This is a genomic window from Embleya sp. NBC_00888 (assembly GCF_045207655.1).
Taxonomy (GTDB): domain Bacteria; phylum Actinomycetota; class Actinomycetes; order Streptomycetales; family Streptomycetaceae; genus Embleya.
This window is the reverse complement of record NZ_CP108785.1, coordinates 1090400-1116490: the sequence shown is the minus strand read 5'-3', so window position 1 is coordinate 1116490 and position 26091 is coordinate 1090400. Positions and strand designations below refer to the sequence as shown.

Sequence of the window (26091 nt, the reverse complement as noted above, 5' to 3'; positions counted from 1 at the left end):
GCGCGGTTGGGACTCCCCGGCCCGTAGCCGCCGGGCTCATCGGCGTCGGAGTGACCGGTCGCGGCCACGATCCGTACCCCCGGCCGTCCGGCTGTCCGGCCGTCCGTACCCCCGGTCGTCCGGCCGGCCACCGACCACAACAGGCCCGGTCGAGGCTCCACCAGACCCGGAGCAACTCCTGGCGCCGTGGGTTCACAAACCGGCGCGCACGGTCAAGTTCGCGTATCGCGGCGCTGCCACGATGCACGGAACCGTTTCCGCCGGTGCCCGGGAGGTTGCCTACGGCACCGGCGTTCCACCAGTCGTCAGGCGAGGAAGTCCAGCAGGATCCGCGTCCACTGTTCGGCGTGGGTGAACGGCGCGGCGTGGGGGGCGTGGGGGATCTCCACACGCACGACGTGGGAGATCAGTGCGGCGATCTGTACAGGACCGGATTCGAACGGCGCGAAGGCGTCGGACGCACCATGGACGATCAAGGTGGGGACCTTCAGGTGGGTGAGGTCGTGGGTGAAACGGGTGTGCGCCCAGGCGGTGATCGCGTCGATGCCGCCCTTGGGGGAGGCGGCAGCGGCCAGGCCGAGCAGGTACCGGTGGGTGGCCTGGTCGAGGGCCGGCCGGCCGTCGACGGAGAACAGGCGGCGCAGGACGTCGTCGAGCATCGCGATGCGGTAGCCGAGACCGGCGTCGGTCAGATCGTCGGCCACCGTCGGATCGGTGTCCGGGTCCAGCCGCAGGACCGGATCGGCGAGCACCACCGCACGCGGCCGGACCGAACCCGAGGCGGCGCACCGGACGACGTCGCCGCAGCCGGTCGAATGCCCGACCAGCACCGCGTCCTCCAGGTCCAAGGCGAGCAGGATCGCGGTGAGGTCGGCGGCGAAGGTGTCGTAGTCGTACCCTTCCCACGGCTGGGCGGAGCGGCCGAATCCCCGCCGGTCGGGACAGACCACCCGGTGGCCAGCCTCGACGAGGGCCCGGACCTGCCCCTCCCAGAACCGGCCCGACAGCGGCCAGCCGTGCAGCAGAACGATCGGTGGACCGGCGCCGAAGTCCTCATAGAACAGGTGTGTGTCCGGGGAACCCGAACGGATGAACGGCATGGTTACCCCTCACTCGCCGCGGTCTTCAGCTTCGCCCCCGGCACCCGGCGTGCCATCGGTCAAATGACTGCATCGGGGGGACTCGGGGCGGCGACGACCGGGCGGGGGGAAGGATGACCGACGACCTGATCATCGGCCGGGAGCGGGAGCTGACCGAGCTGCGGCGGGCCGTCGACCGCGCGCCCGGGACGCTGCCGAACGTGGTACTGCACGGTGACCCCGGAGTCGGCAAGACCGCCCTGCTGAACGCGGGTATCGCCTACGCGCGCGACCAGGGGATCGGGGTCATCGGCGGCTGCGGATTCGAGAGCGAGGCGCGGTTGGCGTTCGCCGGACTGCACCAGCTCTTCGCGCCGATCATGGATTACGTCGAGAAGGTCGAGCCGTTCCACCGGGACGTGCTGCGGCGGGTGCTGGGTCTGGCCGACGGGCCGGTTCCGGACCGGCCGGCGATCTCGGTGGCGTCGTTGGCGGTGGTGGCGGCCATGGCCGCCGACGGGCCGGTGCTGATCGCGGTGGAGGACGCCCACTGGGTCGACCACCCCACCCGCGAGGTCATGATGTTCATCCTGCTGCGGCTGGGCCGCTGGGATCTGCGGGCGATCTTCGCCCGCAGGTCGCTGACCGCCAGTGAGCGCGTCACGCCGGGCATCAACACGATCGAGGTCGCACCGCTGGCCGGCGCCGCCGCCGGGGAGCTGCTGGACCTCCTGCACCCCGGGCTTCCGCCGGCGGTGCGGCAGCGGGTGCTGGACGAGGCGGCGGGCAACCCCCTCGCGCTGGCCGAACTCCCGGCCGTGATCGGGACCGACGCCGCGACCCCGATGGAGATGCTCCCCAGCGGGACGCCGGTGCGTACTCGGTTGGAGGCCGGGTTCGCCGGCCGAGCGCTGACGCTTTCCGCCCCGCTGCGCGCCGCGCTGCTGGTCACCGCGCTGGACGGCGGCGGCCTGGAGAACAGCGCCCGCCCCGTCGCGCTGACCGCCGCCGACGTGCTGGAGATCGAGCGGCTCGGTCTGGTCACCCGCGACTCGACCCCCTCGGGCATCCGGTTCCGGCATCCGCTGGTTCGCTCGGCGATCACCGGCACCGCGTCGCCCGACGAACTGCGCACCGCCCACATGGTGCTGGCCGAACGGTACAAGGCCGATCCGGAACACCGGATCTGGCACCTGGCCGCGGCCTCGGTGGAACCGGACGAGGCCGTCGCCGCCGAGATCGAGGCCGCGGCCCGGGCGATCAGCGTCCGTGGCGGCACCGGGCCGGCCGTCGACGCCCTGGGCAAGGCCGCCGACCTCACCCCCGACCCCGCCGAAGCCTCGCGCAGACTCCACCTGGCCGCCGAACTCGCCGACGAGTCCGGGCAACTCGACCGGGCCGCCCGGCTGCTCGACAAGGCCAAGGACGCCGATCCCGGGAGGGCGCTGCAGGGGCGGACCACCCGGGCCAGGATCGCGCTCCTGCGCGACGGGGATCTGGCCGCGGCCCGCGGCATCCTGGCCCGGCTCCCCGACACCACGGGCCCGGCGCTGGACCGCGCCCTGCTCACCCGGGTGATCGTGGCCTCCTACCGGCAGGACGCCGCCGACTGGGCCGAGGTCGACGCGCCGCTCGCCGGGCGGTCGGGCGGCGGGCTCGTCGACCTCGCCAACACCGTCCTGAACCCCGGAACGCCACCTGATTCCGAACGTTCGGTGGTGCTGAGATCGGCTTTCGACGACCTGCCCGACCCCGCCCCGCCCGGGCAGGTCGCCGAGCTGTGCCGGGCCGCCGCCTGGCTGGACGCCCTGCACGAACACCGCGTACGCATCCGAGCATTGATCGTGCAGGAGACCGGCACCGGCGCGATCACCCACGCGGCCAGTGGACACTGGTTCGCCGCCCACGAACAATTTCTGGCCGGTCAGTGGGACGAGGCGGAGATCTCGGCGACCACAGGGCTGGACCTGTGCATCCGCCACGATCTGGAACTGCCGGCCCACGACTTGCGGCCGGCGCTCGGCTGGATCGCCGCCGCGCGCGGTGACGAGGACACCGCTCGGGAGTACAGCCGCACGGTCGAGCGGTGGGCGGCGGCGCGCGGCAGCGGCCTGCACCTGACGCTGTCGGCCCGCAACCTCGCGCTCGCCGCCCTGTCGGCCGGCGACTACGAGACCGCGTACCACTACTGCACCCGGGTCACCGCGCCCGGCGCCCTGCCCTGCGCCGCCACCTACGCGCCCTGGCTGGTGTTCGACCTCGTCGACGCCTGCGTACACCTTGGCCGGACGACCGAAGCCGATGCCCATCTGCGGGCCGCCGCCGGCCTTGAAGCCCGCACCCCGAGGCTGCGGCTGCACCTGGCCGCCGCCCACGCGATGACCGCCGACTACGCGGACGCGGTCACCCGGTTCCAGAGCGCGCTGGCGCTGCCGCGGATCGAACAGTGGCCGTTCGACCAGGCCCGGCTCCGCCTGGCGTTCGGCGAACTCCACCGCCGCAACCTCCAGCCCGGCGAGGCCCGCCCCCAACTGCGCCGCGCGGCCGACGTCTTCGGCCGGATCGGCGCCACCGCCTGGCAGCTCCGCGCCGAACAGGAACTGCGCGCCACCGGCGTCACCGTCACCGCACAGCCGCGCCGCGCGGTCGGCACCACACGTCCGGCGGCGGTGCCGGAGCTGACCGCCCAGCAACTGGAGGTCGCCGAACCGGCGGCCTCCGGAATGACGAACAAGGAGATCGGCGAGCGCCTCTACCTGTCGCCGCGCATCGTCTCGGCCCACTTGTACCGCATCTTCCCCAAGCTCGGGATCACCTCCCGAGCCGCGCTGCGCGACGCCCTTGCCGCCAGTGACGGCAGTACCGCAGCACCGGGCGGCTCCGGCGGCGCAGTCATGTGACCGATTGCCGCCGCGCCCCGCCGTCCTAGCTTCGAGTCATGCCCGCCGCACCCCGCAGCGGCCCACGACCCGGGTAGGGACGCACACCATGCCGTACGTGACCACCACCGACAAGACCGAGATCTTCTACAAGGACTGGGGCACCGGCCGGCCCGTCGTGTTCAGCCACGGCCGGCCGCTCAACGCCGACGCGTGGGACCCGCAGGCCCACGCCGTCGCCTCGGCCGGATACCGGGCGATCGCCCACGACCGGCGTGGCCACGGCCGTTCCGCCCAGCCGTGGCAGGGCAACGACATGAACACCTACGCCGACGACCTCGCGACCCTGATCGACGAACTCGACCTGCGCGACGCGGTTCTGGTCGGCCACTCGACCGGCGGCGGTGAGGTCGCCCGCTACATCGGGCGCCACGGCACCTCCCGAACGCTTCGATGGGCAGGCCCAGCGGGTTCTCCGCGGTCTGGAGCATCAACGGCGGCACCGCGCCGAGGAGCACGACCTTGGACACCCTCGAGGCCGAGTTCATCGCCGACCTGCCGGCGTTCCTGGCCTCCTGATCCGCCGGACGAACGCCTCCCGTACACACCTCTACCAAGGAGACCGACGACATGACCTCCCGCCGACCCAAGCGCCTGATCGCCGCCACCGTACTCGCCGTCACCGGACTGCTGCTCGCCTCCGTCGGACCCGCGTCCTCCGCGGGAACCGACAAACGCCCGCCCAAGCCCACCGTCGTCCTGGTGCACGGCGCGTTCGCCGACGCCTCCGGCTGGAACGGCGTCATCGAACGCCTGCAGGACGACGGCTATCCGGTCATCGCCCCGGCCAACCCCCTGCAGAGCCTGCCCACCGACGCCGCCTACATCTCCAGCGTCCTGGACACCATCACCGGACCGGTGATCCTGGTCGGTCACTCCTACGGCGGCGCCGTGATCACCAACGCGGCCAACGGCCACGCCAACGTCAAGGCGCTGGTCTACATCGCCGCGTTCGCCCCCGACCAGGGCGACACCGTCGCGTCGCTGACCGGGAAGTTCCCCGGCAGCCGGCTCGAGGCGAACCTGCTGGTCCGGCCGACGCCCGCCGGCGCCGACGGCTACGTGAAGCCGGAGGCGTTCCGCACGGTGTTCGCCGGCGACGTCTCCTGGCACGACGCCTCGGTCATGGCCGCCACCCAGCGCCCGGCGAACGTCGCGATCCCGCAGACGCCCAGCGGCCCGCCGGCGTGGAAGACCATCCCCTCCTGGTACGCCGTCGCCACCAACGACCAGGTCATCCCGGCCGAGGCGGAACGCTTCATGGCCAAGCGCGCCAACGCCAAGACCATCGAGATCAAGGGCTCCTCGCACGTCGCGATGATCTCCCACGACAAGACCTCCACCGACCTGATCAAGGCCGCGGCGAAGGCCACCCGCTAGCCGTTTCCGGCCCTGCCGACGCGACGGCGCGCCCAACAGCACCCAAGCCATCCCGATGCCGAAGTGCGTGGACCCGTCCGCTCCTGGGCCCACGTGCTCCGGCGACCTGAGGAGCCCTCATGAACACCAAGCCCGACACCATCGTCCTCATCCACGGCTTCTGGGTGACCCCGCGCAGCTGGGAACACTGGGTCACCCACTACGAGGCCAAGGGCTTCCGGGTCCTGGCCCCCGCCTACCCCGGCTTCGACGTCGAGGTCGAGGCCCTCAACGCCGACCCCACGCCCATCGAGCGCCTGCAGGTCTCCGAAATCCTCAACGGATTCGAGGAACTGATCCGCGACTTGGACACCGCACCGATCCTCATGGGCCACTCCGCCGGCGGGGTGTTCGCCCAAATCCTGCTCGACCACGGCTACGGCGCCGCCGGAGTGGCGGTCAACTCGGCCCCCACCAAAGGTGTCGCGGTCACGCCGCTGTCGCAGATCCGCGCGACCTTCCCGGTCCTGCGCAACCCCGCCAACCGGCACAAGGCCGTCGGGCTCACCTATGACCAATGGCGCTACGCCTTCACCAACACCTTCCCCGAAGACCAGGCCAAGGCCACCTACGAGCGCTATCACGTTCCCACCTCCGGGCACGTGTTCCGGGGCAGCGCCCTGGCCAACATCCACCCCGGCCACAGCGACACCTACGTCGACTACCGCAACCCCGACCGCGCCCGCTGCTGTTCGTCTCCGCCGAGAACGACCACCTCATGCCGGCCAAGGTGCAGGCGTCCAACGCCAAGCACTACAAGGCTCCCGGCACCGTCACCGAGCACGTGACCATCCCCGCCCGCTCACACCTGATGCCCGCCCAGGACGGCTGGGAAGAGGTCGCGGACCTCGCGCTCACCTGGGCGCTCGACCACTCCTGACCTCCCGCTGTGTGGCCGGGCCCGGCCGGGCCCGGCCACACATCCGTCCGCCACCGACCGAGGAGCACCGCAGATGACCACCGTTACCGCCGCCCGGACCCCCGACGCCCGCGAGACCACCGGCGAAATCCTGCAGGCCTCGCTCGTCGACCTGCTCGACCTGGCGACGACCGGCAAGCAGATCCACTGGAACGTCTATGGGCCCGGCTTCCGCTCGCTGCACCTCCACCTGGACGAGATCGTCACCGCGGCCCGCAGGTTCGCCGACGACCTCGCCGAACGCGCCGCCACCCTGGGCACTTCGCCCGACGGCCGTGCCATCACGGTCGCCGGCGGCCGGGCGGCGTTGCTCCCCGGCGGTCGCATCACCGTGGCCGACGCCCTGGCCGCCCTGGCGGTTCACTACGACGTTCTTCTGGTCGGGATGCGGCGGCGGATCCACGCCACCACCGACCCCGTCACCCAGGACCTGCTGATCTCCGTCACCGCCGCACTGGAGAAGCAGCACTGGATGCTTCAGGCCGAAAGCCCCGACCACGCACGTGAGACGGGTTGACAGATCGGCTACTCCGCTCTCTTTCCCCGGCCCAACGCCACGCCTGTCCAGGCCACCCTGTCGTCGCCGACTCGTCGGGCAAGTTCGCGGGTGTTTCGTGAGCCATGGCGCGTTTCTGCTCTCGAACCGGTCTCGAACCGTCGTCACCACAGTTCTCCACGCCCGGGCGTGCCACCGCACGTCGCCAACCGGGTAGCCACCCCGCCCGACCCCCCGCGTTCGTTGCCCCACTCGCGCCAACTCGCTTTCGTGGGCGTCCGGTTGTCGGGGAGGGGAGCGGTCGGCCCGCGTGCTCGACGGGGGCGTTCCTGGGGTTGTTGACAGAATGTGCCGGGTCGATCACATTCGTTGACGGGCGACTTGCGCCCGTGTGAGCGTTTCGTTCGTTCGGGCACGAACCCGGCGTACGCGAAGGTCGGTCCCGCTCACTTCGCGGAGCCGACGAGAGTCGGACTCGTGGTCGAGGTCTGTCCTCTATCCAAGGAGCCTCGATGAAACGCAGCACGGTGACGGTCGGATCGGTCCTGGCCCTACTCGCCGGCCTGGTGGTCGGTACGTCCCAGTCGAACGCGGCGACTCCGCCGCCCGCGCCCGGCTTGGCTGCGGCGGTGTCCGCCGCCGACAAGGCCGCCGCGAGCGGCCAGGACGTCCTGGCCAAGGGCCCCAACGAGAGCTACGTGCGGCAGCAGGTGACCCCGTGGGTCGACGACCTGTACTCCGTGGCCTACGAGCGCACTTACCGCGGGCTGCCCGTGGTCGGTGCCAGCGCCGCGGTGCTGGCCGACGGCAACGGCAACGTCCGGGCCGCCGAGTCGGCCACCGATCTGCGGATCGACGTCCCCGTCAAGCCGACCGTCGGCAAGGGCGCGGCCGAGAACGTCTCGCGTTCGCGACTCAAGGTCGTCGACACGGTCGAGTCGCGGCGCCTGGTCGTACGAGTCCGGGAGGGTTCCGCGAACCTGGCCTGGGAGACGGTGCTGGTCGGCAGCACCGAGAGTGCGCCCAGTCGGCTGCACGTCTTCGTCGACGCCCGCTCGGGGCAGGTGCTCGACTCCTACGACGACGTCAAGGGCGGCACCGGCACCAGCCAGTGGAACGGCCCCAACCCGCTGACGATCAACACCAGCGGCAGCGCCGGCAGCTACAAGATGATCGACACCACCCGGCCCGGCCTGTCCTGCGCCGACTACAGCGGCGGCGTCTTCACCAAGGCCACCGACACCTGGGGCAACGGCAACGCCACCAGCAAGGAGACGGGCTGCGTCGACGCCCTGTGGGCCGCGCAGAAGGAATGGAACATGCTCCGCGACTGGCTCGGTCGCAACGGGCACAACGGCAACGGCGGAAGCTGGCCGGTACGTGTCGGGCTCCCCGCGATCAACGCCTACTGGACCGGTTCGCAGGTCCAGATCGGCCGCAACCAGGGCAACCAGTGGATCGCGTCGATGGACGTCGTGGGCCACGAATTCGGGCACGGTATAGACCAGTTCACTCCCGGCGGTGCCGGCGCCGAGGCCGGCCTGGGTGAAGGCACCGGCGACATCTTCGGCGCGCTCACCGAGGCGTACACCAACGAGCCCTCGCCCTACGACCGCCCGGACTACCTGGTCGGCGAGACGGTCAACCTGGTCGGCAGCGGCCCGATCCGCAACATGTACAACCCCTCACAGATCGGCAACAACCCGAACTGCTACAGCTCTTCGATCCCGGGCACCGAGACCCACGCGGCGGCCGGGCCCCTGAACCACTGGTTCTACCTGCTCGCCGAGGGCACGAACCCCGGTGGTGGCAAGCCCTCCAGCCCGACCTGCAACAACACGCAACTCACGGGCGCCGGAATCCAGACCGCGGGCAAGATCTTCTACGGCGGCATGCTGCTCAAGACGAGCGGCATGACCTACAAGAAGTACCGCACCGCGACCCTGAAGTCCGCCAAGGCGCTCGACCCCACCTGCGGCCTGTTCAACAAGACCAAGGCGGCCTGGAACGCGGTGAGCGTCCCGGCCCAGCCCGGTGACCCGACCTGCCCGTGATGCCGAACGCACTCCGATAGGCATCCGACGCTCGTCCTTCGACGAGGCCGCGGCCACCCGCCGCGGCCTCGTTCGACGCGTCGGGGGGTCTGTGGATCGACCGGCTCCGTCTCACGTTCGATCCTCGTCGGGGGTCGGGCGGTTCAGTGCGGTCACCAACTTCCCGAAGGTGCCCGGGTGTAGCCCGGTGAACGGGACTGTCCAGGACGGTTCCGACGCCGTGATCACACCAGCCCCACCAAGATCATCGCACCGCCGGCGAGATGACTCGGACGCGGGAGTTCAGACGTCGGGTAAGCAGGCTGCGTAGACGAGCAGAGGCCCCGCGGTGATTCCCGAGTCTCCTCACCTCGTCCGCTCCGAGCTCCGGCCGATCTGCGAGAGCGAGCACGGCGGCGTAGGGCCGTTCACCCGCCTGGAGCTTCGCTGCCACGGCGTCGATGACGGATCGGAGAACGATGCGGTCCGCGCCGGGATGTTCCGCGAGCAGGCGCAGAAGCCTGTTGTCGTTCCAGACGCTGTCGCGGGCCTTGCTCAGTTCCAGGAGGGCTACGGGCGGGGTGTGGGGATTGGTGGCGAGGGCCTGCCAGACGAAGGGGTAGGGACATCGCGCGAGACGCCGCAGGACGGGGCCGTCTGTCTCGGCGTGCGCCAGTGCGAGGTAGTCGGCAGGCGTGGGCACGAGGATGGCCTTTCAGGAGTGTCGAAGTCGTCATCCTCCCACCGCACTTGACTGCCGGCGCGGGCACCGTGACGGTGATGTCCCAGCACAACGCCATCAGCCGAGGGGGTGGAGCGGCAGCGTGCGGTCGCGCCAGGCGCGTTCCCATTGGCGGGTCAGTGCCGGGTAGACGATCAGGTAGCGGAAGGGTGCGATGAGGGTCATGTAGAGCCGGCCGTACCGGCCGTTGGGTTTGACCAGGACCGCCATCCGTAGTTCGTAGTCGCAGTCGGCGTCGCCCGTGGGTGTCCATCCCAGGTGCATGAGGGTGTGCACGGTCTTGTTGGCGAGTTCGCTGACGGCCTCGTTGTCGAGCTCGTACACGGGGGTGAAGGGGCTACCGGCGGGGAGGGAGAGGTCCACGGTGTCGGCGAGTTCGGGCGGCACGCGGTCGCGTAGCGGCCGTACCCGCGTCCCGAGGCCGGTCCTGGGCTTGTCCCAGCCGAGCAGGGCGCCGAGTTTCCAGCGGAACGCGAACAGGAACCGGGAGGGGAGGGACTGTTTGGCGAGTCCGCCGCGGGCGCGCATCGCGGCGAGCATGACGGGGAAGTCGTCCGGGCCGGCTCCGGGGGTGCGGTAGGACCACACGTCCTCGACCCGGAAGTCGCGGGCGAGTTCGTGGATCCGCCACGGCTGATCGGTATGGGCTGCGGGGGGAAGCTTCACGGTGCGCTGGGCCTTCCTGTCTCGGGACGTCGCCTGCAGCCCTCGCTATACGCTTACGTATAGATGGCGGCGGGGCACCACTATGCGCGACATCACCCCGCGGATCATGGCCCAAGTGGCTGATATGGGCCTGGCGAATCCGTGCGGTCGCCGCGCGAGGACGGCCGGCCGCGTCACCGGAGGCGGCCGCTCTCACCGCCTCCACGAGCAACATCGGACCTGAGCGGTCGAGGATGAAGGCACAGGTGCCGTAGCGGATCGCGGGGGTGAACGTACTCGTCCGGATCGAACGTGGTGACCACCACGACGCGCAGCGAATCCGTGGTGCCCGGTTCGGCGAGCCCACGGGTGACCTCCGGTCCGCCCATGCGCGGCATCGGGTGTCGACCAGGATGACGTCGGGCCGCAAAGAGGGGGTCGACCCGTCCGGCCGGACGACGTCGACCCCTCTTCCGATCCCCTGGTGCGATTCGCCGCAACGAGACCCTGGTCATCGGCTCGCCGGGCCGAGTAGGGGCGAGCTCGCGGTCGGTGTGCCTGCCGAGAACAGGGTCAACTTCGGGCGAGCTTGGCCCAGATGTCGGCGGCGACCGTCTCCGCCGCTCCGCACAGCTGGGCCTCGCTCATCTGTGCCGATACGACGGAGATCTCCGGAACCTCGACGTAGCCCTCGTTTCCGAATGCCCCCACCGGTGTCTCGGCCGTGCAGCGTGGCGGAAGCGGGTTGTCCCGGCCGGCGGGATGGTATTGCACCGACGTCTTTCGACCGGCAAGCACGATCTCGCGCGCATTGGATCCGAGCGCGGGTGCGGACGCCTTCACGAGGTAGAAGTCGAGCATGACCACGGGCCACTGCTCGTTGCCGACGGTGCAGGAGAAGTCGTTCGGAGTGCGGGTCTGCCGAGGGTCGAGGCCGGGGATCTTTGCGAGTACCGGACCGGACAACAACTCGCAGGCCCGAAGCAGCGCCAGCGAGTTCTTCGGGGAGGTGCGGGACCTCAGCGCACCCTCGCGAGCGCGTTGGATGCTCGCGGAAACGGCCGTATCGGCGATCGGGCAGGCATCTTCCTTGGAGCCTCGCAGGGCAGCGGTGAGACTGATCATCCGCAGATCGTCGTCCACGATGGTTCGTTGGCACGATGCCCGGTTCGTCCCCTGCGGGAACTTGACGACCCTTGTTCCCTCGTGGTTCTCGACGGTCGCGCCGTTGCCGGGCGCGTCCACCTTGGCGGCCTCCGCGATCTTCTCGCCCGCCTCGATCCGTACCTCGGCGAGCCCGCCGCCCTCCACCCGGACCTCGACGATGCATCGAGTGAAGGTGAGCCCGGGCTTGAACACGATCGGGGGTTGCTCGATGGGTGGTTTCACACCCGGGGCGGTGACCGGCGCCGACGGCTTGGCGACGAACGCGGTGAAGGTCTCGGGCGCCACGTAGCTGCACGGATCGAGGGTGCGGAAGTCCTGGGGCTTGAGTCCCTTCGCGGTCGATACTCCACCGGTCGTCGTCGAGGCAACCGTCGATGCGGAGGTGGCGGAGGGGGTCGCGGATCCTTGCCCGGACCCGGAGTCGGGAGCGCAGGCTCCCGCGAACACCAACGCGGCGACGAACGCCGCCGGTGGAGAAAGCCGTCGCACGCTTGCGGCGGCCCGACCGGGCCGAGCCCGAGGGTGACTACGCATGAGTGACCGGCCGGTTGGGTGTGAACTCGCGACCACCCGGGGCGGGGCGACGCTCGTCGGTGATCCGGGATCCGGGGTATTCACCGGGGCCGGGGGACTGGTAGGCATCGACTCATCGTGTGCCCACGCCTTCGGAAGGAATTGGAAGAAAGCGACACCTCGACGTCGAGGTGCGGCCGCGTGAGCAGGGCGACGTCCGGCAGGGCGGGTCGGTGTGAACGGCGGTGGGGTCGTTTCGGGACGATTACCCGATTCCCCTTGTGCCGGCGGCCCTTGGGCCGCCAACGTGTGGGGCGGTACCAAACGCCCCCGGCGGCACGGCCCTCGTTCCGGACCCGGGCGGATACTGCCGAGAGCGAAGCACCGCTCCGGCGAGGGCCGTTCGTTCCGGAGCCGGAGAAAGGCGAGGTGTCCCATGCCCGAGCCGCACGCCGAGTCCGCGTCGCCGCCCGCGGGCGATCGGCGAGTCAGTCCCGCCCGGATCGCCGTCGTGCAGTGCGACGCGCGGGTGGGCGTCGACCAACGCGAGGAGAACGTCGAGCGGGGCCTGGCCCTGGCCGGGCGGGCGGCCGACGACGGTGCCACGCTCATCGTGCTTCCCGAATTGTGCGCCACCGGATACGCGTTCGCGACCAGGGCCGAGGCGTACGCGCACGCCGAGGAGGTTCCGGCGGGGGAGACCGTCCGCCGCTGGGAGGCGTTCGCCCGCGACCGCGCCGTGCACCTGGTCGGGGGACTCGCCGAGCGGGACGGCGTCCGGTTGTACAGCAGCGCCGTTCTGGTCGGCCCGGACGGCTATATCGGCCACTACCGCAAGACCCACCTGTGGAACACCGAGAAGTTGTGGTTCACCCCGGGAGACCGGGGCCTCCCGGTGTTCGAGACCACGCTGGGACGCGTGGGTCTGCTCATCTGCTGGGACATCTGGTTTCCCGAGACGTCGCGGCTGCTCGCCCTGCAGGGAGCGGACGTCATCTGCAGCGTCAACAACTGGGTCTGGACGCCGCCGCCGGTGTTCGACCCCTCCGGTCGGTGTATGGCGGTCTACCTGACCATGACCGCGGCTCACGTCAACAACGTCGTCATCGCCGCCGCCAACCGCATCGGCACCGACCGCGACGCGCGATTTCTCGGTTGCTCGCTGATCGCGGGCACCAACGGCTGGCCGATCGGCGAGATCGCGGGACCCGACGAGGAACGCATCCTCACCGCGGACGTCGACGTCGTGGATTCGCGTTCCGCACCGATCTGGAACGGGCTCAACGATCTGGTACGCGACCGTCGGACCGATCTCTACCAAGAGATGCTCGGCTACGCCGAGGGCCGGGCGTTCCCGAGATAACAGAGTCGAGTCGAGGCGATCGGACGATCCACTTCGGACAGCGTCGTTATCGGTGGTGAGGATCCCGGTCTTGGGCCGGGTGGGGTTCTCGCCCAAGCGGACCGGGCAGCCGTAGCGGCGGCCCGGTCCTCGTCGACGAGATCGGTCGGCAGGCGCGGGGCGATGGCGGCGATCTCTTTCAGTGCGGCCCGCGTCGCCTCGGTCACGGGCCGGCGCGGCCCGCTGCGCGGCCCGGTGCTCGCCGGCTCCGAAGGAGGCGGGTGCGGATGCCGCTGTCCGGCTGTCGATATCATCGCCGGGTGAATACCGGAGCCGTCAGGAGTCTGGGTCGTGGGCTCGACGTGTTGCTTGCCGTGGCGGCGGGCGGGGGTCCGGCGACGTCGACGGAGATCGCCGAGCGTCTCGGACGCAATCGGGTCCAGGTGTCCCGCACGCTGCACAGCCTGGAGGCGGCGGGTGTGCTCACCCGGGATCCCGACACGCTCGCCTATGCGCTGAGTTGGCGGTTGTACAGCCAGGCGACGCGCGCGGTCAGGGCGCGGCTGCTCACCGAGGGGCCGCCGATTCTGCGCGCGGCGGTGGAGGCGACCGGGGCGAGTGCGTTCCTGGCCGAGGTGCGCGGGGACGGCTCGGTGGCCTTCCTCGAGGATGTGCCCTCGGGGCTGTCGTGGGTGGGCCGTTCGTATCCGTTGTACTGCGACGACGCGGGTCAGGCGCTGCTGTGGGACTGTAGCCGCGAGGAGTTGGAGATCGTGTTCGCCGACACCGGGTTCATCGCCCACGGACCCGCCGCGCCGAGCGGAGTGGCCGAGTTCGAGGCACGGTTGATCGCGGCTCGCGAGCGTGGCTACGCGGTCGTGGACGGGGAGTCGGAGCCGGGCGTGTTCGCCGTCGCCGCGCCGGTGCGGGACTTCTCCGGCGAGGTCGTCTGCGCGCTGCACACGGAAGGACCCTCGGCACGGTTGGCCCCGCTGGCGGATCGGCACGGTGCGGCGATCAGGGATCTGGCCGATCGGCTCTCCACGCTGCTCGGTCGGCCGCGGCCCTGACCTCCAGTGCGGCGGCCGCCGCCTTCACCGACGCCGCGATCTCGGCGGACCGGTCGGCCGGCCTGAATCGCGGGACGGCCAGACTCAGCGCGGCCACGACGGCTCCGGATTCGTCCCGTACGGGTGCCGAGAAGTCCACCACGTCGTGTTCGAATTCGCGGTCCGCGACCACGATCCCCTCCGCGCGGGCGGTCGCGTTGTAGCCGGCCGGCGTGGCGATGTCGCGGGCTGCCCGCGGCCCGCCGCCGAGTGCCGCAACACGGGCAAGGACTATGCCGAAGTGTTGGAGGTGGAGATCCCGGCCGCGGTCGACGTGCTCCGCTCCATGGCCGGCGCGGCGCGCGGCGTCCACGGGCCGGCGGCCGGCCGAGTACGTGCGCGGACACTCGTCGCACGTGGCCCGCGAACCCGGTGGGAGTCTGCGCCCTGATCACGCCGTGGAGCCACCCGCTGGGATCGGCGGTCGACAAACTCGCGCCGGCCCTGGCCGCGGGAAACACCGTCGTGCTCAAGCCTGCGGAAACCACCCCCATGAGTACCCTCGTCCTCGGCGAGATCTGCGACCAAGTGCTGCCGTCCGGTGTCGTCAACGTCGTCTGCGGTGATCGCGACACCGGCCGAGCCCTGGTTGTCAACCCGTTCACCGCCCCGATCTCCCTCACCGGAAGCACCCGGGCGGGCGCCGAGATCACCACCGCGGCCGGACTCGCATGAGCAGGACCATGTGACGCCCCGCGACCGGGCCGACCGAGTTGTTCCCGGACCCACGGCGACCGGCGGGCCGGCCGACACGGCGAGAGGGTTCAGGCCGACCGGTGTCGGCGGCGCATACCCTCCCCTCGATGCGGTCGGCGATCGGATTGCGGCTGCGGTGGACGAGCCGCAGCCGCAGCCGTATTCCAGATCAGGTTTTTGCCATCCCAGTTGGCCGTTGCCGCGCGCATGGTTGCGTAGAACGCCTCACCTTCCGGGGTGAGCTCGATGTACTCTTCGAGCCCGCCATGGCCGATTGCATCTGCGACCATGACGATGCGCGCGCCACGCGGCGTGAGACTGCTGAAGACGGGGAGCCGACCGATGCCGGCCAATTCCCGGACAGTGGCGTCGAAGTCTCTGGTACCGAAGCCGAAGTGGTGCAATCCAGGACCGCTTTCGGCAAGCCTGTCCGAGAAGACGGTCGTGGATCCTGGCAAGGGTTCGACGAGCTCGATCATGAGATGACCGGTGTAGCTCAGCGCGATGCGGGCGCCCAGAGGGGTCGGGACCCCACCGTAGACCGTGCCGTTCGGATCGTCTGTCGGTTCCGGTCCGAGGAACCACGGACCTGCGCCGAAGCACGTGCTGTAGTTGGCCATGGCCGGGTACAGGTCGTCGACAACGAAACATATCTGCAGGAGCGAGGTCGCCCCGGCAAGTCGCGGAGCCGGAGTAATTACGCGAATCATGGCCTCGGTTTCATCTTCTCTCCCGGAGTGGCCCGCCAATCCACACGGTGGACGCGGAGGCGTGCGGTCTGCCCGGCGGCGGCTTGTCACTCGAAGTAGCGGCGCGGGTTGTCCACAAGGATTGTCTCGAGTTGCCTGTCGGTGACTCCGCGGCGTCGGAGTTCGGGAATCACGTCGTCGCTGATGTGACGGTAGTTCCAGTGCGGCAGCAAAGCGTTCTTCGCAGTCGGATTCCAGAAGTCGATGAAACATGATGCGTCGTGAGAAATCACGATGTGTTCGAGGTAGCCGCGTTCGATCAGTGCGATGACGGTGCCGATGCGGTCGTCGAAGGAGAGGAAGCTGTCCAGGCCGAACCGGTCCAGGCCCAGCAGCGATCCCTCGTCCGCGAGGCGGGTGAGGTAGTCGAGATCCGTGGTATCGCCGGAGTGGCCGATGATCACTTTGCTCAGGTCCACTCCTTCCTCGCGAAATACCCGCTGAGCGATCAGGCCGGTCTGCTCGGCGGCGTTGGTGTGCACGGTGATGGGAGTGCCGGTCTCCGCGCCGGCACGCGCGACCGCGCGCATGGCGCGCTCGACCCCGGGGGTCAGTCCCGGTTGATCGATCGCGCACTTGAGGAACGCCGCCCGCACTCCGGTGTCGGCGATGCCCTCGGTGATGTCGGAGACGAAGAGCTTGGTGAGCGGTTCGGGTTCGTCGAAGAGGAGCCCAGGGCCTTTGTAGTGGAACTGCATGGGGATGTCGTTGAAGGTGTAGAGACCCGTTGCCACCACGATGTTGAGTTCGACCCGGCGGGCGATCGCTTGGATTCGCGGTATGTAGCGTCCGAGACCCAGAACGGTCGGGTCGAGAATCGTGTCGATACCCCGAGATTTCAGGTCGGTCAGATCGGAGACCGCTCGGTGCAGCATCTCCGATTCATGCCAGTCGTGCTGGTAGTTGATGCGGTACTCCTCGCCGAGCACGAAGACATGCTCGTGAACGAGGGTGCGACCCAGGGCGGCGCTGTCGATCGAACCACCTGCTGTGGGGACCAAACCCATGGCGTCTTCCTTCTCTGTGCGTGAGTGCGTCGAACCGGGGACGGTGCGGCGCCGCGCCGGCGTGACGGCGACCCGATGAGCGAGACGCTCGTGACGACTGCCCTGAGGTGACGGGCAGCGGAGCGGCGGCAGTCATGGTGCGGCGTCGCCCGAGCGGAGGCCGGCGAGGAGTGAGCCGGCCTTGCGCACGGCTCCCGAGAAGGGAGAACGCGACCGCCCCGCCTTCGAGGTCGGAGATTCCCAACCTCATGCCGGGACCATGTCAGATAGTGAATCTGATGTCAATAAATGCAACATGCAGGCCGTCATGCCTTGCCGGGGTGCCTCGAACGGGCTAGGTTCATGATTTGAAACGTACTTCAGATAGTGAAATGGAGCAGTCATGGGAAGTTCCACCGTGGCCGATGTCATCGCGGCGGCCCTCAGTAGGCACGGGGTCACCACGATCTACGGACAGAGCAATCCGACGGCGCTGCTGCTGGCGGCGGAGGAGATCGGCATCCGTCAGGTCCTGTACCGCACCGAGAACGCCGCGGGTGTGATGGCGGACGGCTTCTCCCGAATCTCGCACCGCATCGGCGTCGTGGCAGCGCAGAACGGTCCTGCGGCCACGCTTCTCGTGGCGCCGATGGCGGAAGCGCTCAAGGCTTCCATCCCCATGCTCGTCGTCGTGCAAGAGGCGCCCTCCGCCACGCGTGATCGCAATGCCTTCCAAGAGCTGGATCACACCGCCCTCTTCAGTGGCGTCTCGAAGTGGACGCGGCGCATCGACGACCCGGGTCGTGCCGAGGACTACGTCGATCTCGCGATCACGGCCGCGACCAGCGGACGTCCCGGACCGGTGGTGCTGCTTTTGCCGAAGGACGTGCTCGATCTTCCGGCGGAGTCGAGCCGGTTTCCGCGGTCGGCAACGCTCGGCGCATTCCCGCTGGATCGCCCGCGCCCGGAGGGATCGGCAGTACGCGAGGCGGCCGAGCTGCTCGCATCGGCTCGTTCGCCCATCGTCATCGCCGGAGGGGGCGTGCATGTGTCGGCAGCTGTGGCGGAGCTCGTCGCTCTCCAGGAACTGGCACAGCTGCCGGTGGCGACGACGAATATGGGGAAGGGCGCAGTCGACGAGACCGCACCGCTGTCACTCGGTGTGGCAGCGAACGTCACAGGTCTGAACGGCCCGGCGCATTTCCACCGCTCGCTGATCGCGGAAGCGGACGTCGTCCTGTTCGTCGGCACACGCACGAACGAGAACGGAACGGATGCCTGGACGCTCACCTCGCCGACGGCACGCTACATACACATCGACGTCGATCCTTGGGAGATCGGACGCAACTACGAGGCGTTGCGCCTGGTGGGCGATGCGCGTTCCGCGTTGAGCGACCTGGTCGAAGAGCTGAAGCACCTCGACCTGGGCCGTCGAACATCGGCTGCGGCCGACCTCGTCCGCACGATCGCCGCAGGGCGTGCGGCGCACCGTACGCGGAGGGACGCCCTCGCGTCCTCCGCCGACGCGCCGATCGCACCGGAACGGGTGCTCAGGACCTTGGACCGGCTGATCGAGCCCGATGACATCGTGGTGGCCGATGCCAGCTACGCCTCCATCTGGGTCACCAGCTACCTCACCGCTCGTCGGGCGGGTCAGCGATTTCTCGTTCCACGAGGTCTGGCGGGCCTCGGCTGGGGTCTCCCGCTTGGGCTTGGTGCGAAAATCGCCGCGCCGTCGTCGCGGGTGATCGCCATCGTCGGCGACGGCGGCTTCGCCCACGTGTGGTCGGAGATCGAGACCGCCGTCCGGGAGGACATTCCCGTGATTGTGGTGATTCTCAACAACTCGATCCTTGGATATCAGCGGCATGCCGAAAACTATTTCTTCGGCGCCACGACCACGGCGATCAATTTCGCCCCTGTCGATCACGCCGCCGTGGCAAGGGCATGCGGCGCCCGGGGTATCACCGTCAGTGAACCCGAGGAGCTGGAGGAGGCCCTCCGCACAGCCTTGGAGTCAGGCACGACCACCGTGCTCGATGTCATCGTCGACCCGGATGCCTACGCTCCGGTGAAGGCTTGGGACGCCCGTGCCGACCGGCTGAACCTCCCACAGGCAGAAGGTTGATCCGTGATCGCCTGTGATACTTTCCGCCTGTGAATCCCGCTGCGAAGACGCCGAAACAACCCACCCTGCAGACGGTTGATCGCGCACTCACATTCCTGGAGTTCGTAGCCTCGGCTCCCGAACCGCCGACGGTCCAGCAGGTGTCGGAGGCACTGGGGCTGAACATCACCACGTGCTACCACTTGTTGCGCACGCTCGTCGCTCGCCGGTACATCGCGCGCCACGAGAATCTCACCCTCACGCTGGGGGACGGAGTAGGCGCCCTGTTCCGCTCTTACCAGCAGCGATTCGACATCGACGACAGCCTGAAAGGGTGGGTCGACAAGCTGGCGGCGAAGACCGCCGAGACTTCGTACTTCTCGGCGCTCGAGGGAAATCGAGTGATCCTCAAAGTACTCGTCGAAGGCTCGCAACCGCTTCGGGTGAGCGGACTGTTCGTCGGCCAGTCCGGGAACGAACATCTTCGATCGTCGGGTAAAGCGGTGCTGGCCCATCTTGACGACGAGCGGCGCACCGCTCTGCTGGCGAAGATCGTCGACGGCCATTCCCACTCCGAGGCCTCCGCACTGCTCGAGAAACTCGAGCGCGATCTGCGTATGACCCGCGAGCGCGGTTGGTCCATGGACGAGCAGGACTCGGATATCGGTATTTCGAGTGTCGGCGCGCCGATCTTCGACGCGCGTCAGGACGTTTACGGTGCCGTGGGAATCGTGGTTCCCACCACGCGTATGGAGAAGCATCAACAGCGCTACGTGGAGTGTGTGACGGCGACCGCGGCCGCGATGACCTCCTTCCTCGGCACTGTCGGCGTGCGGTAGAAGCGAGCCCATTCCCGATCGGCGCCGCAAGGAACCGGCCGGGCCGTCGTGCGGCCCGGCCGGTTCCTCGACTTTCGTACGCACTTCTTCTGCTCGCTGCCACGCCGGCGGTAGTGGGTGAGCGGCCGGCGACCCCCCAGATGGAAACTCTTGTCTTCCGTCCACCGCCTTTTTCGCCGCTTTTCGCTATATGAACCGGCGGCGGTGTGCGGGGCGGTGTCGAACCGCCCGTTACGGATGCCGGGCCGGCCGGCGTGCTCCCATGCCCGGTACAGCCCGACCGCGTCGGGGACGAGCGACGCAGTGGCCGGTCCGGTGCCGTGGATGGTGGTTGTCCGGACCTCGGACCGGAGTCCGCGGGGCATGCCGGGCCCGCCGCCGCGGACCTCGCCGACCAACTCCGGCGCACCGCAACGGAACGGTCTTGCGGATCAGGGTTTCGTGGGGGGTGTTCTCGGCGAACGTCAGCCATGGACATATCGCCGGTTGCCGGTCATCCAGCAGTCGCTGTTTTCCGTGAGCCTCGAGGCGGGCGATCCGTCCCGGTGTTGGGCACGCGGGTCGATGCCGAGGCGAAGCGCACCGCGCGCGGGCTGGCCGGGTTGGCGACCCATGCCAGACCCGTCGAGCGGACCGCCGCGCTGCGGCAGGCCGCCGTGGCTGCCGGTGAGTTGGTGGCCGCGCTGTCGGCTCTGGCTCCGGCCGTGGCCGGTGAGGCACTGCCGGCGGAGTCGACCAGTCAGTCGTTCTTCCGGGTCCGTGAAGGGGAACTGTCGGATCAACAGGCCGCCCTGCACGGTGTCCTGGTCGTCCACCGCGGTCTGGAAGACCTGTGTGAGGCTCCGCTGTCGGGTGCCGACCTGGCCCTGGAGGCGGCCGGGATGCGGCAGTCGGTGCTCGACCTCACCGGCGCGGCGCCGGGCGCCGAACCCGACTCCTTACCGCCGCCGGCCGTCCCCGAGCCTGCTGCGGGGGCGTCGTTGGAGAGCGTCTGGAGTGCTCGGTGGCTCATCGGGCACCAGGTCCATGTCCTGTTCAACGTCTGCGCCGCGGTCGCCGTGGCCGACGCCACCCGCCATCTGCGGCACGGCGACGGTGATGCCGCTCTGCTGCGGCTGGCGGATGCGACGGTGTACGTGCGGGGCTTCCCGGCGGCCATGACGCACGCCAGTACGGTCCCGGCCGACTACTACATGGCGGCGATACGCCACACCATGGCGCCTCCGTCGGTGGACGTCCCGTTGAGCGGGCGTCAACATCGCGGATACAAGCTGTTCCGGGCGGCGATGAAGGACCTGCTGTCCGTGGTTCCCGACTCCTACGAGCAGTTGGCGGCCCGCGCCCCGGAGTTGGCCGAGGTACGGGGCGCTCTCCTGGAAGCCGACATCGTGGATGGTGAACGGCACGTCACCCTCGCGTACTCGATGGTTCATCTGCATCGTTCCATCGCCCAGAAACCGGAAGGCCCCGACAACGCCGTCGCCGAACTACGGCACATGCGCCATCGCCGCGCGGCCCGGTACGCCTCCCTGATCCGATTCGGGGACCACTACGTCGCCGACGCCGTGGCCGGCCTGCGCCACTCGTGAGTCCGCGTGTCCGCCACCCACACCTCCGGCAGGAGACCCTGATGCCCGAGACGACGCCCGGTACCACCCGAAGCCCTGCCGTCGCAGGCGACTGGGCACTCGACCCGGCCGATGCCGGCGCGTGCGAGCGGCTGGCCCGTACCCTGTGCACCGGCGGGCACGACCACGTCGACGACCCCGAGTGGGTGACCCGGGCCCGGGACGCCTGGGAGGACCTTCCGTTGCCGTTGCGCCGTGCGGTGCGCCGGTTTCGAAGGCACTCCGGCCCGCACGGCACATTGGTGATCGGCGGCCTGCCCGTCGATCGGGCGGCCCTGCCCGCGACACCGTCCGTACCCGGCTCGGTCCAGCGCCGGGCCACCGTCCCGGCCGCGGTGCTCACCATGGTGGCCTGTGGGCTCGGCGAGCCTCTCGCCTACCGGGCCGAGAAATCCGGGGCCCTCGTGCAGGACGTCGTGCCCGTGCCCGGGCAGGAGAGCTTCCACGGCAACGCCGGATCGGTGCCGTTGTCCTTCCACACCGAGAACGGCTTCCACCCCCACCCACCGGACTATGTGGTCTTCCTGTGCCTGCGCGCCGACCACGACCGGATCGCCGGCATGCGCGTCGCCGGCATCCGCCAAGCGTTGCCGCTTCTCACCCCGGCGGGCCGCCAGGCCCTGTTCGCACCGGAGTTCATCACCACGCCGCCACCTTCCTTCGGCCCCGACGCCGCCGCGAGTGGGCCCGACGTCGAGCCCCGGCCGGTGCTCTCGGGAGCGGTCGAGGATCCCGACATACGGATGGCCCAACTCGTCACCACCCCGCTCACCTCTCGGGCCACCGCGGCGCTGACCGAATTCGGCCGCGCCTGCGAGGCGACCGCCCGCACCCTGCGCCTGACTCCCGGCGACCTGGTCATCATCGACAACCGCGTCACCGTCCATGGCCGCACCGCCTTCCACCCCCGTTACGACGGAGCAGACCGCTGGCTGCAACGCACCTACGTCACCACCGACCTGCGCCGCTCCCGCGACCACCGCCCCCACGACGGCCCCATACTCGCCCGCTGACCAGCGTCCGGTTCCGGCGCGTCCGCGGGTGCCGACCGGGGGTGTGCTGTGGTGGGGACCCGATGCTCCTGGCGGCGCGGCTTCCGAGCGGCCCCGGCTCCGACGCCGCTCTCGCTCCCGAGGCGGCACGCGAGCCGATGTGATCCACGCCATGCCGGGTCGGATTGACCTTCACATAAGTGTGAAGGTTCGACCATGCGGACCATGCGCATCCACATCACGCGACCAGGGGCGCCGGCCCCGGACCATGGCCGAGCCGAGCCGGCGCGCCGCCACCGCGGCAGGCGGGCGGTCGCCTCGTGCCGGTGAAGCAGATCCATCTTGCCGCGCAACTGCCCGGAATCCACAACACCACCGTGTGGTCGGACCCGCGATCCGAAAGCCACATCGACTTCGACTCGTTCGCCCGACTGGCCCGGACCGCCGAACGTGGGAAGTTCGACTTCTTCTTCCTGGCCGAAGGGTTGCGGCTACGCGAACACAAGGGCCGCATCCACGACCTCGATGTCGTGGGTCGGCCGGAGTCGCTCACCGTGCTCAGCGCCCTCGCGGCGATCACCACCCACCTCGGACTGGCCGCGACCGTCAACGCCACGTTCAACGAACCGTACGAGGTCGCCGGTCGGCTCGCCACGCTGGACCACCTCAGCGCGGGTCGGGCCGCCTGGAACGTGGTGACCAGCTTCGACGCGTTCACCGGCGAGAACTTCCGTCGCGGCGGATTCCTGGACGAGGACGACCGCTACGCGCGCGCCGCCGAGTTCCTGTCGACCGCGCGCGAACTGTGGGACAGTCGCCGGCCGGACGACATCCCGGCCGACCCGGACGGTTCCTGCTTCATCCGGGCCGGCGCAGGCGAATTCGCGCACCGGGGAACGCACTTCGACATCTCCGGACGCTTCGGCACACCGCGTGGACCGCAGGGTCACCCGGTGATCATCCAGGCCGGCGAATCCCCCGAGGGGCGGGAGTTCGCGGCATCCGACGCCGACGTCGTCTTCAGCAAATACAACACCCCGGAGCAGGCCCGCGCCTTCTATCGGGACGTCAAGGGACGGCTTGCCCGACACGGCCGCGCGCCCGAGGACCTGAAGATCCTCCCCACCGCGACCTACGTACTGGGCGATACGACCGAGGAGGCCATCGAGCACGCGGCCGAGATCAGCAGGGCCCAGGTCGGTCCACAGACCGCGCTCACCTTCGTCGAGGCGGTCTGGGGCCGGGACCTGTCGAGCTACGACCCGGACGGCCCGCTGCCCGACCTCGACCCCGCACCCGACAGTCTCCTCCTCCAAGGGCATTCGACCTTCCGCAAGGACCGCGACGCGACCGCCCGCCGATGGCGGGAACTCGCCGACGCGCGGGGGCTGAGCATGCGCGAACTGGTCATCGAGGTCGCCGGACAACAGACGTTCGTCGGCACCGCACATGAAATCGCGCAAGCCATCGACGAGTTCGTCCAGAGCGACGGCGCCGACGGCTTCGTCTTCGTCCCCCACCTCACACCCACCGGACTGGACGAACTGGTCGACCGGGTGGTCCCCCTGCTCCAGGAGAAGGGTGTCTTCCGCACGGACTACACCGGTACCACACTCCGCGACCACCTCGGTCTGAAAGCGCCACGCGCGAAGGAGACATCGTGACCCCGCTGCACCTCGCCGTCGCGCTGGACGGTGCCGGCTGGCACCCCGCGGCCTGGCGTGAGCCGGACGCCCGACCCGCCGACCTGTTCACCGCCCGCTACTGGGCCGACCTGGTCGCCGAGGCCGAACGCGGGCTGCTCGACTTCGTCACCTTCGAGGACGCGCTCGCCATGCAATCCGCCTCGTTCGAGCGGCCCGACGACCGCACCGACCAGGTCCGGGGCCGACTGGACGCGGTCCTGCTCGCGGCCACCCTCGCCCCGCTGACCTCCCACATCGGACTCGTCCCGACCACGAACGTCACCCACACCGAACCGTTCCACGTCGCGATCGGGATCGCCACGCTCGACCACGCGAGCCGCGGCCGAGCGGGCTGGCGTCCGCAGATCTCCTCGCGCGCCGCCGACGCCACCCACTTCGGCAGGCGCACGACACCCGCCCTGACCCCGGACGACATCCGCGAGACGGAACTGATCGCCGAACGCCTGCGCGACTTGTTCGGCGAGGCCGCCGACGTGGTCGAGGTCGCCCGCCGGCTGTGGGACAGCTGGGAGGACGACGCGGAGATCCGCGACGCGGCGACCGGACGCTTCATCGACCGCGACAAACTGCACCACATCGCATTCGTCGGCGAACACTTCAACATCCGCGGCCCCTCGATCACCCCGCGCCCGCCGCAGGGCCAACCACCGGTCACCGTCCTCGCCCATGCCTCCGTACCGTACGAACTGGCCGCGGCGGCCGCCGATGTCGTCTACCTCACGCCACACTGCCGCGCGGACATCGCGACCATCCTCGGCAAGGTGGACAAGGCCAAAGCCAAGACCGGCCGCCCGGTCGGCCAACCGCTGCGGACATTCGCCGACCTGGTGGTCTTCCTGGACGACGAACCCGGCGCCGCAGCCCGGCGCAAGCGCCGCCTCGACGACCTGGACGGCGCCGCCCTGGCCTCCGACGCACACGTCTTCACCGGCACCCCGGGCGAACTGGCCGACCTGCTTCTCGACTGGCGCCCGGCCGGCCTCGACGGCTTCCGCCTACGCCCCGCGGCCCTGCCCCACGACCTGACGGCGATCACCACCGCCCTGGTCCCCGAGCTCCGGCAACGCAAGGCCTTCCGCACCGGCTACACCACGACCACCCTGCGAGCCCGTCTCGGCCTTCCGCGGGCCGTCAACCGGTACACACGGGACCGGCAGGGACTCGGTGTGCACCCTGAGCAAAGGGAGTAGCCGATGACTTGGCGATGACGACGACCAGGTCGCGGTTGGGGCTGCGTCGAGTGGTTCGGCGACGGGAGACGCCGCGGTGATGTGTGTTGGTAGCGTTGGCTGTTCGGTGCCGGTCGGCGAACACGGGGGCGAGTGGTGAGCATGGTGCTTGAGAGGTTCGAGGCGAAGGCCGGTTGGCCGGTTCTCCGGGACGAGTGGGCGAGCCGCTTTTCCCCGCGGGACCTGGAACTGCTCGACGCGGCGGTCGAGTTCGCGGTGCGTTGGCACGCGGAGCAGGTGCGGCCGGCGGGCGAGCCGTACGTCGAGCACTTGTTGGAGGTCGTGCGCGTTCTCGTGGAGGCGCTGGGTGTCGTCGATGTCGACGTCCTGCGGGCGGCAGTCCTGCACGATGTCGTGGAGGACACGGCATGCTCGCCGGAGACGGTGAGGATCGGTTTCGGCGACCGGGTCGCGGAGTTGGTCGAGTGGGTGACCAAGCCGGAGCCGGCCGAGGGGCTGTCCCCGGCCGAGGCCCGAGAGGCCTATCTGAGCCGGCTGCAGAGCGCGCCGACGGACGCGCTCGTGGTGAAACTGGCGGATCGCCTGAGCAACGTCCAGCGCCTGGACACGCACCCCCGACCCGACAAACGCGGCTCGTACTACCGTGAGACGGCGCGAACCATCGTCCCTCTCGCCCAGGATCACCCGTGGTTCGGCCGGTGGTACGCGACCTGGCTCGAGACGTTCGCCCATCTGGCCGACGGCGCTCCCCACGGGTGATCCGGCCGAGGCACCGAGGCGGTGCCGGGTTCGCGC

General features: G+C 69.7%; 21 protein-coding genes and 3 pseudogenes. 16 read left to right on the top strand and 8 right to left on the bottom strand.

Going from position 1 to position 26091, the window contains the following annotated elements:
* Positions 1 to 305 precede the first annotated feature (305 nt).
* Positions 306 to 1100 carry an alpha/beta hydrolase gene (locus OG948_RS39060; RefSeq protein ID WP_331769720.1) on the bottom strand — a complete coding sequence of 265 codons (795 nt, stop codon included), beginning with the start codon at positions 1098 to 1100 and terminating at the stop codon, positions 306 to 308.
* Between the two features lie 113 nt (positions 1101 to 1213).
* Here OG948_RS39060 and OG948_RS39055 point away from each other — a divergent pair, with 113 nt between their 5' ends.
* The 6 genes and pseudogenes from OG948_RS39055 to OG948_RS39030 all read left to right on the top strand — a co-directional run bounded on the left by OG948_RS39055 (position 1214) and on the right by OG948_RS39030 (position 8906).
* On the top strand, positions 1214 to 3979 hold the full coding sequence (locus tag OG948_RS39055; RefSeq protein WP_331769719.1) for an AAA family ATPase: 2766 nt from the start codon (positions 1214 to 1216) through the stop codon (positions 3977 to 3979).
* Positions 3980 to 4067: 88 nt separating this feature from the next.
* A complete protein-coding gene (locus tag OG948_RS39050) occupies positions 4068 to 4592 on the top strand; it encodes an alpha/beta hydrolase (RefSeq protein WP_331769718.1) in 525 nt (174 codons plus the stop codon).
* Positions 4589 to 5398: an alpha/beta hydrolase gene (locus OG948_RS39045; protein WP_331769717.1), complete on the top strand. Its 810-nt coding sequence runs from the start codon at positions 4589 to 4591 to the stop codon at positions 5396 to 5398. Before OG948_RS39050 ends, OG948_RS39045 begins: the two co-directional genes overlap by 4 nt.
* A 119-nt stretch (positions 5399 to 5517) precedes the next feature.
* Positions 5518 to 6317: pseudogene (locus OG948_RS39040) on the top strand (alpha/beta hydrolase).
* Between the two features lie 73 nt (positions 6318 to 6390).
* Positions 6391 to 6873, top strand: a complete 483-nt coding sequence (locus tag OG948_RS39035; protein ID WP_331769716.1) for a DNA starvation/stationary phase protection protein — start codon at positions 6391 to 6393, stop codon at positions 6871 to 6873.
* A 491-nt stretch (positions 6874 to 7364) separates the two neighbouring features.
* The gene (locus tag OG948_RS39030; RefSeq protein ID WP_406300543.1) at positions 7365 to 8906 is read left to right on the top strand and encodes a M4 family metallopeptidase; all 1542 of its coding nucleotides are present in this window, start codon (positions 7365 to 7367) and stop codon (positions 8904 to 8906) included.
* Between the two features lie 144 nt (positions 8907 to 9050).
* Here the strand turns inward: OG948_RS39030 and OG948_RS39025 are convergent.
* From OG948_RS39025 to OG948_RS39010, 4 genes and pseudogenes are all read right to left on the bottom strand, one after another.
* Positions 9051 to 9134, bottom strand: a pseudogene (locus OG948_RS39025) (IS5/IS1182 family transposase); the annotation flags it as partial.
* A 16-nt stretch (positions 9135 to 9150) separates the two neighbouring features.
* On the bottom strand, positions 9151 to 9588 hold the full coding sequence (locus OG948_RS39020; RefSeq protein WP_331769715.1) for a hypothetical protein: 438 nt from the start codon (positions 9586 to 9588) through the stop codon (positions 9151 to 9153).
* 96 nt (positions 9589 to 9684) lie between these two features.
* Positions 9685 to 10293, bottom strand: a complete 609-nt coding sequence (locus OG948_RS39015) for a DUF2867 domain-containing protein (protein ID WP_331769714.1) — start codon at positions 10291 to 10293, stop codon at positions 9685 to 9687.
* A 552-nt stretch (positions 10294 to 10845) separates the two neighbouring features.
* Positions 10846 to 11724, bottom strand: a complete 879-nt coding sequence (locus OG948_RS39010; protein ID WP_331769713.1) for a hypothetical protein — start codon at positions 11722 to 11724, stop codon at positions 10846 to 10848.
* 664 nt (positions 11725 to 12388) lie between these two features.
* Between OG948_RS39010 and OG948_RS39005 the strand changes: the two genes are divergently transcribed.
* Positions 12389 to 13315, top strand: coding sequence for a nitrilase family protein (locus OG948_RS39005; protein ID WP_331769712.1), 927 nt, complete (start codon positions 12389 to 12391; stop codon positions 13313 to 13315).
* A 299-nt stretch (positions 13316 to 13614) separates the two neighbouring features.
* Positions 13615 to 14364, top strand: coding sequence for an IclR family transcriptional regulator (locus OG948_RS39000; protein ID WP_331769711.1), 750 nt, complete (start codon positions 13615 to 13617; stop codon positions 14362 to 14364).
* Here OG948_RS39000 and OG948_RS38995 read toward each other — a convergent pair.
* Positions 14312 to 14716 carry an IclR family transcriptional regulator C-terminal domain-containing protein gene (locus OG948_RS38995; RefSeq protein ID WP_331769710.1) on the bottom strand — a complete coding sequence of 135 codons (405 nt, stop codon included), beginning with the start codon at positions 14714 to 14716 and terminating at the stop codon, positions 14312 to 14314. The genes OG948_RS39000 and OG948_RS38995 overlap by 53 nt on opposite strands.
* Between OG948_RS38995 and OG948_RS38990 the strand changes: the two are divergent.
* Positions 14609 to 15066, top strand: a pseudogene (locus OG948_RS38990) (aldehyde dehydrogenase family protein); the annotation flags it as partial. The gene OG948_RS38995 and the pseudogene OG948_RS38990 overlap by 108 nt on opposite strands.
* 101 nt (positions 15067 to 15167) lie before the next feature.
* Here the strand turns inward: OG948_RS38990 and OG948_RS38985 are convergent.
* Positions 15168 to 15809: a VOC family protein gene (locus OG948_RS38985; RefSeq protein WP_331769709.1), complete on the bottom strand. Its 642-nt coding sequence runs from the start codon at positions 15807 to 15809 to the stop codon at positions 15168 to 15170.
* 86 nt (positions 15810 to 15895) lie between these two features.
* The gene (locus tag OG948_RS38980) at positions 15896 to 16855 is read right to left on the bottom strand and encodes a phosphotriesterase-related protein (protein ID WP_331769708.1); all 960 of its coding nucleotides are present in this window, start codon (positions 16853 to 16855) and stop codon (positions 15896 to 15898) included.
* 382 nt (positions 16856 to 17237) lie between these two features.
* Between OG948_RS38980 and OG948_RS38975 the strand changes: the two genes are divergently transcribed.
* The 7 genes from OG948_RS38975 (at position 17238) to OG948_RS38945 (ending at position 26055) form a co-directional block, all read left to right on the top strand.
* A complete protein-coding gene (locus tag OG948_RS38975) occupies positions 17238 to 18962 on the top strand; it encodes an acetolactate synthase catalytic subunit (RefSeq protein ID WP_331769707.1) in 1725 nt (574 codons plus the stop codon).
* Positions 18963 to 18991: 29 nt separating this feature from the next.
* The gene (locus OG948_RS38970) at positions 18992 to 19780 is read left to right on the top strand and encodes an IclR family transcriptional regulator (protein ID WP_331769706.1); all 789 of its coding nucleotides are present in this window, start codon (positions 18992 to 18994) and stop codon (positions 19778 to 19780) included.
* A gap of 545 nt (positions 19781 to 20325) precedes the next feature.
* Positions 20326 to 21369, top strand: a complete 1044-nt coding sequence (locus tag OG948_RS38965) for a hypothetical protein (protein ID WP_331769705.1) — start codon at positions 20326 to 20328, stop codon at positions 21367 to 21369.
* Positions 21370 to 21410: 41 nt separating this feature from the next.
* On the top strand, positions 21411 to 22421 hold the full coding sequence (locus OG948_RS38960; RefSeq protein ID WP_331769704.1) for a clavaminate synthase family protein: 1011 nt from the start codon (positions 21411 to 21413) through the stop codon (positions 22419 to 22421).
* Between the two features lie 305 nt (positions 22422 to 22726).
* Positions 22727 to 24064, top strand: coding sequence for an NtaA/DmoA family FMN-dependent monooxygenase (locus tag OG948_RS38955; RefSeq protein ID WP_406300542.1), 1338 nt, complete (start codon positions 22727 to 22729; stop codon positions 24062 to 24064).
* Complete coding sequence (locus OG948_RS38950; protein ID WP_331769702.1) at positions 24061 to 25296, top strand: LLM class flavin-dependent oxidoreductase; 1236 nt, start codon at positions 24061 to 24063, stop codon at positions 25294 to 25296. The genes OG948_RS38955 and OG948_RS38950 overlap by 4 nt, the downstream gene beginning before the upstream one ends.
* A 141-nt stretch (positions 25297 to 25437) precedes the next feature.
* Positions 25438 to 26055, top strand: a complete 618-nt coding sequence (locus OG948_RS38945) for an HD domain-containing protein (RefSeq protein WP_331773443.1) — start codon at positions 25438 to 25440, stop codon at positions 26053 to 26055.
* Positions 26056 to 26091: the final 36 nt, after the last annotated feature.

Bases quoted from the DNA above. Each gene is read 5' to 3' on its own strand.
- OG948_RS39035 (WP_331769716.1), top strand. From the start codon at position 6,391: ATGACCACCGTTACCGCCGCCCGGACCCCCGACGCCCGCGAGACCACC.
- OG948_RS38945 (WP_331773443.1), top strand. From the start codon at position 25,438: ATGGTGCTTGAGAGGTTCGAGGCGAAGGCCGGTTGGCCGGTTCTCCGG.
- OG948_RS39050 (WP_331769718.1), top strand. From the start codon at position 4,068: ATGCCGTACGTGACCACCACCGACAAGACCGAGATCTTCTACAAGGAC.
- OG948_RS38985 (WP_331769709.1), bottom strand. From the start codon at position 15,809: ATGATTCGCGTAATTACTCCGGCTCCGCGACTTGCCGGGGCGACCTCG.
- OG948_RS39055 (WP_331769719.1), top strand. From the start codon at position 1,214: ATGACCGACGACCTGATCATCGGCCGGGAGCGGGAGCTGACCGAGCTG.
- OG948_RS38980 (WP_331769708.1), bottom strand. From the start codon at position 16,855: ATGGGTTTGGTCCCCACAGCAGGTGGTTCGATCGACAGCGCCGCCCTG.
- OG948_RS39060 (WP_331769720.1), bottom strand. From the start codon at position 1,100: ATGCCGTTCATCCGTTCGGGTTCCCCGGACACACACCTGTTCTATGAG.
- OG948_RS38975 (WP_331769707.1), top strand. From the start codon at position 17,238: ATGGGAAGTTCCACCGTGGCCGATGTCATCGCGGCGGCCCTCAGTAGG.
- OG948_RS38960 (WP_331769704.1), top strand. From the start codon at position 21,411: ATGCCCGAGACGACGCCCGGTACCACCCGAAGCCCTGCCGTCGCAGGC.
- OG948_RS39030 (WP_406300543.1), top strand. From the start codon at position 7,365: ATGAAACGCAGCACGGTGACGGTCGGATCGGTCCTGGCCCTACTCGCC.
- OG948_RS39045 (WP_331769717.1), top strand. From the start codon at position 4,589: ATGACCTCCCGCCGACCCAAGCGCCTGATCGCCGCCACCGTACTCGCC.
- OG948_RS39005 (WP_331769712.1), top strand. From the start codon at position 12,389: ATGCCCGAGCCGCACGCCGAGTCCGCGTCGCCGCCCGCGGGCGATCGG.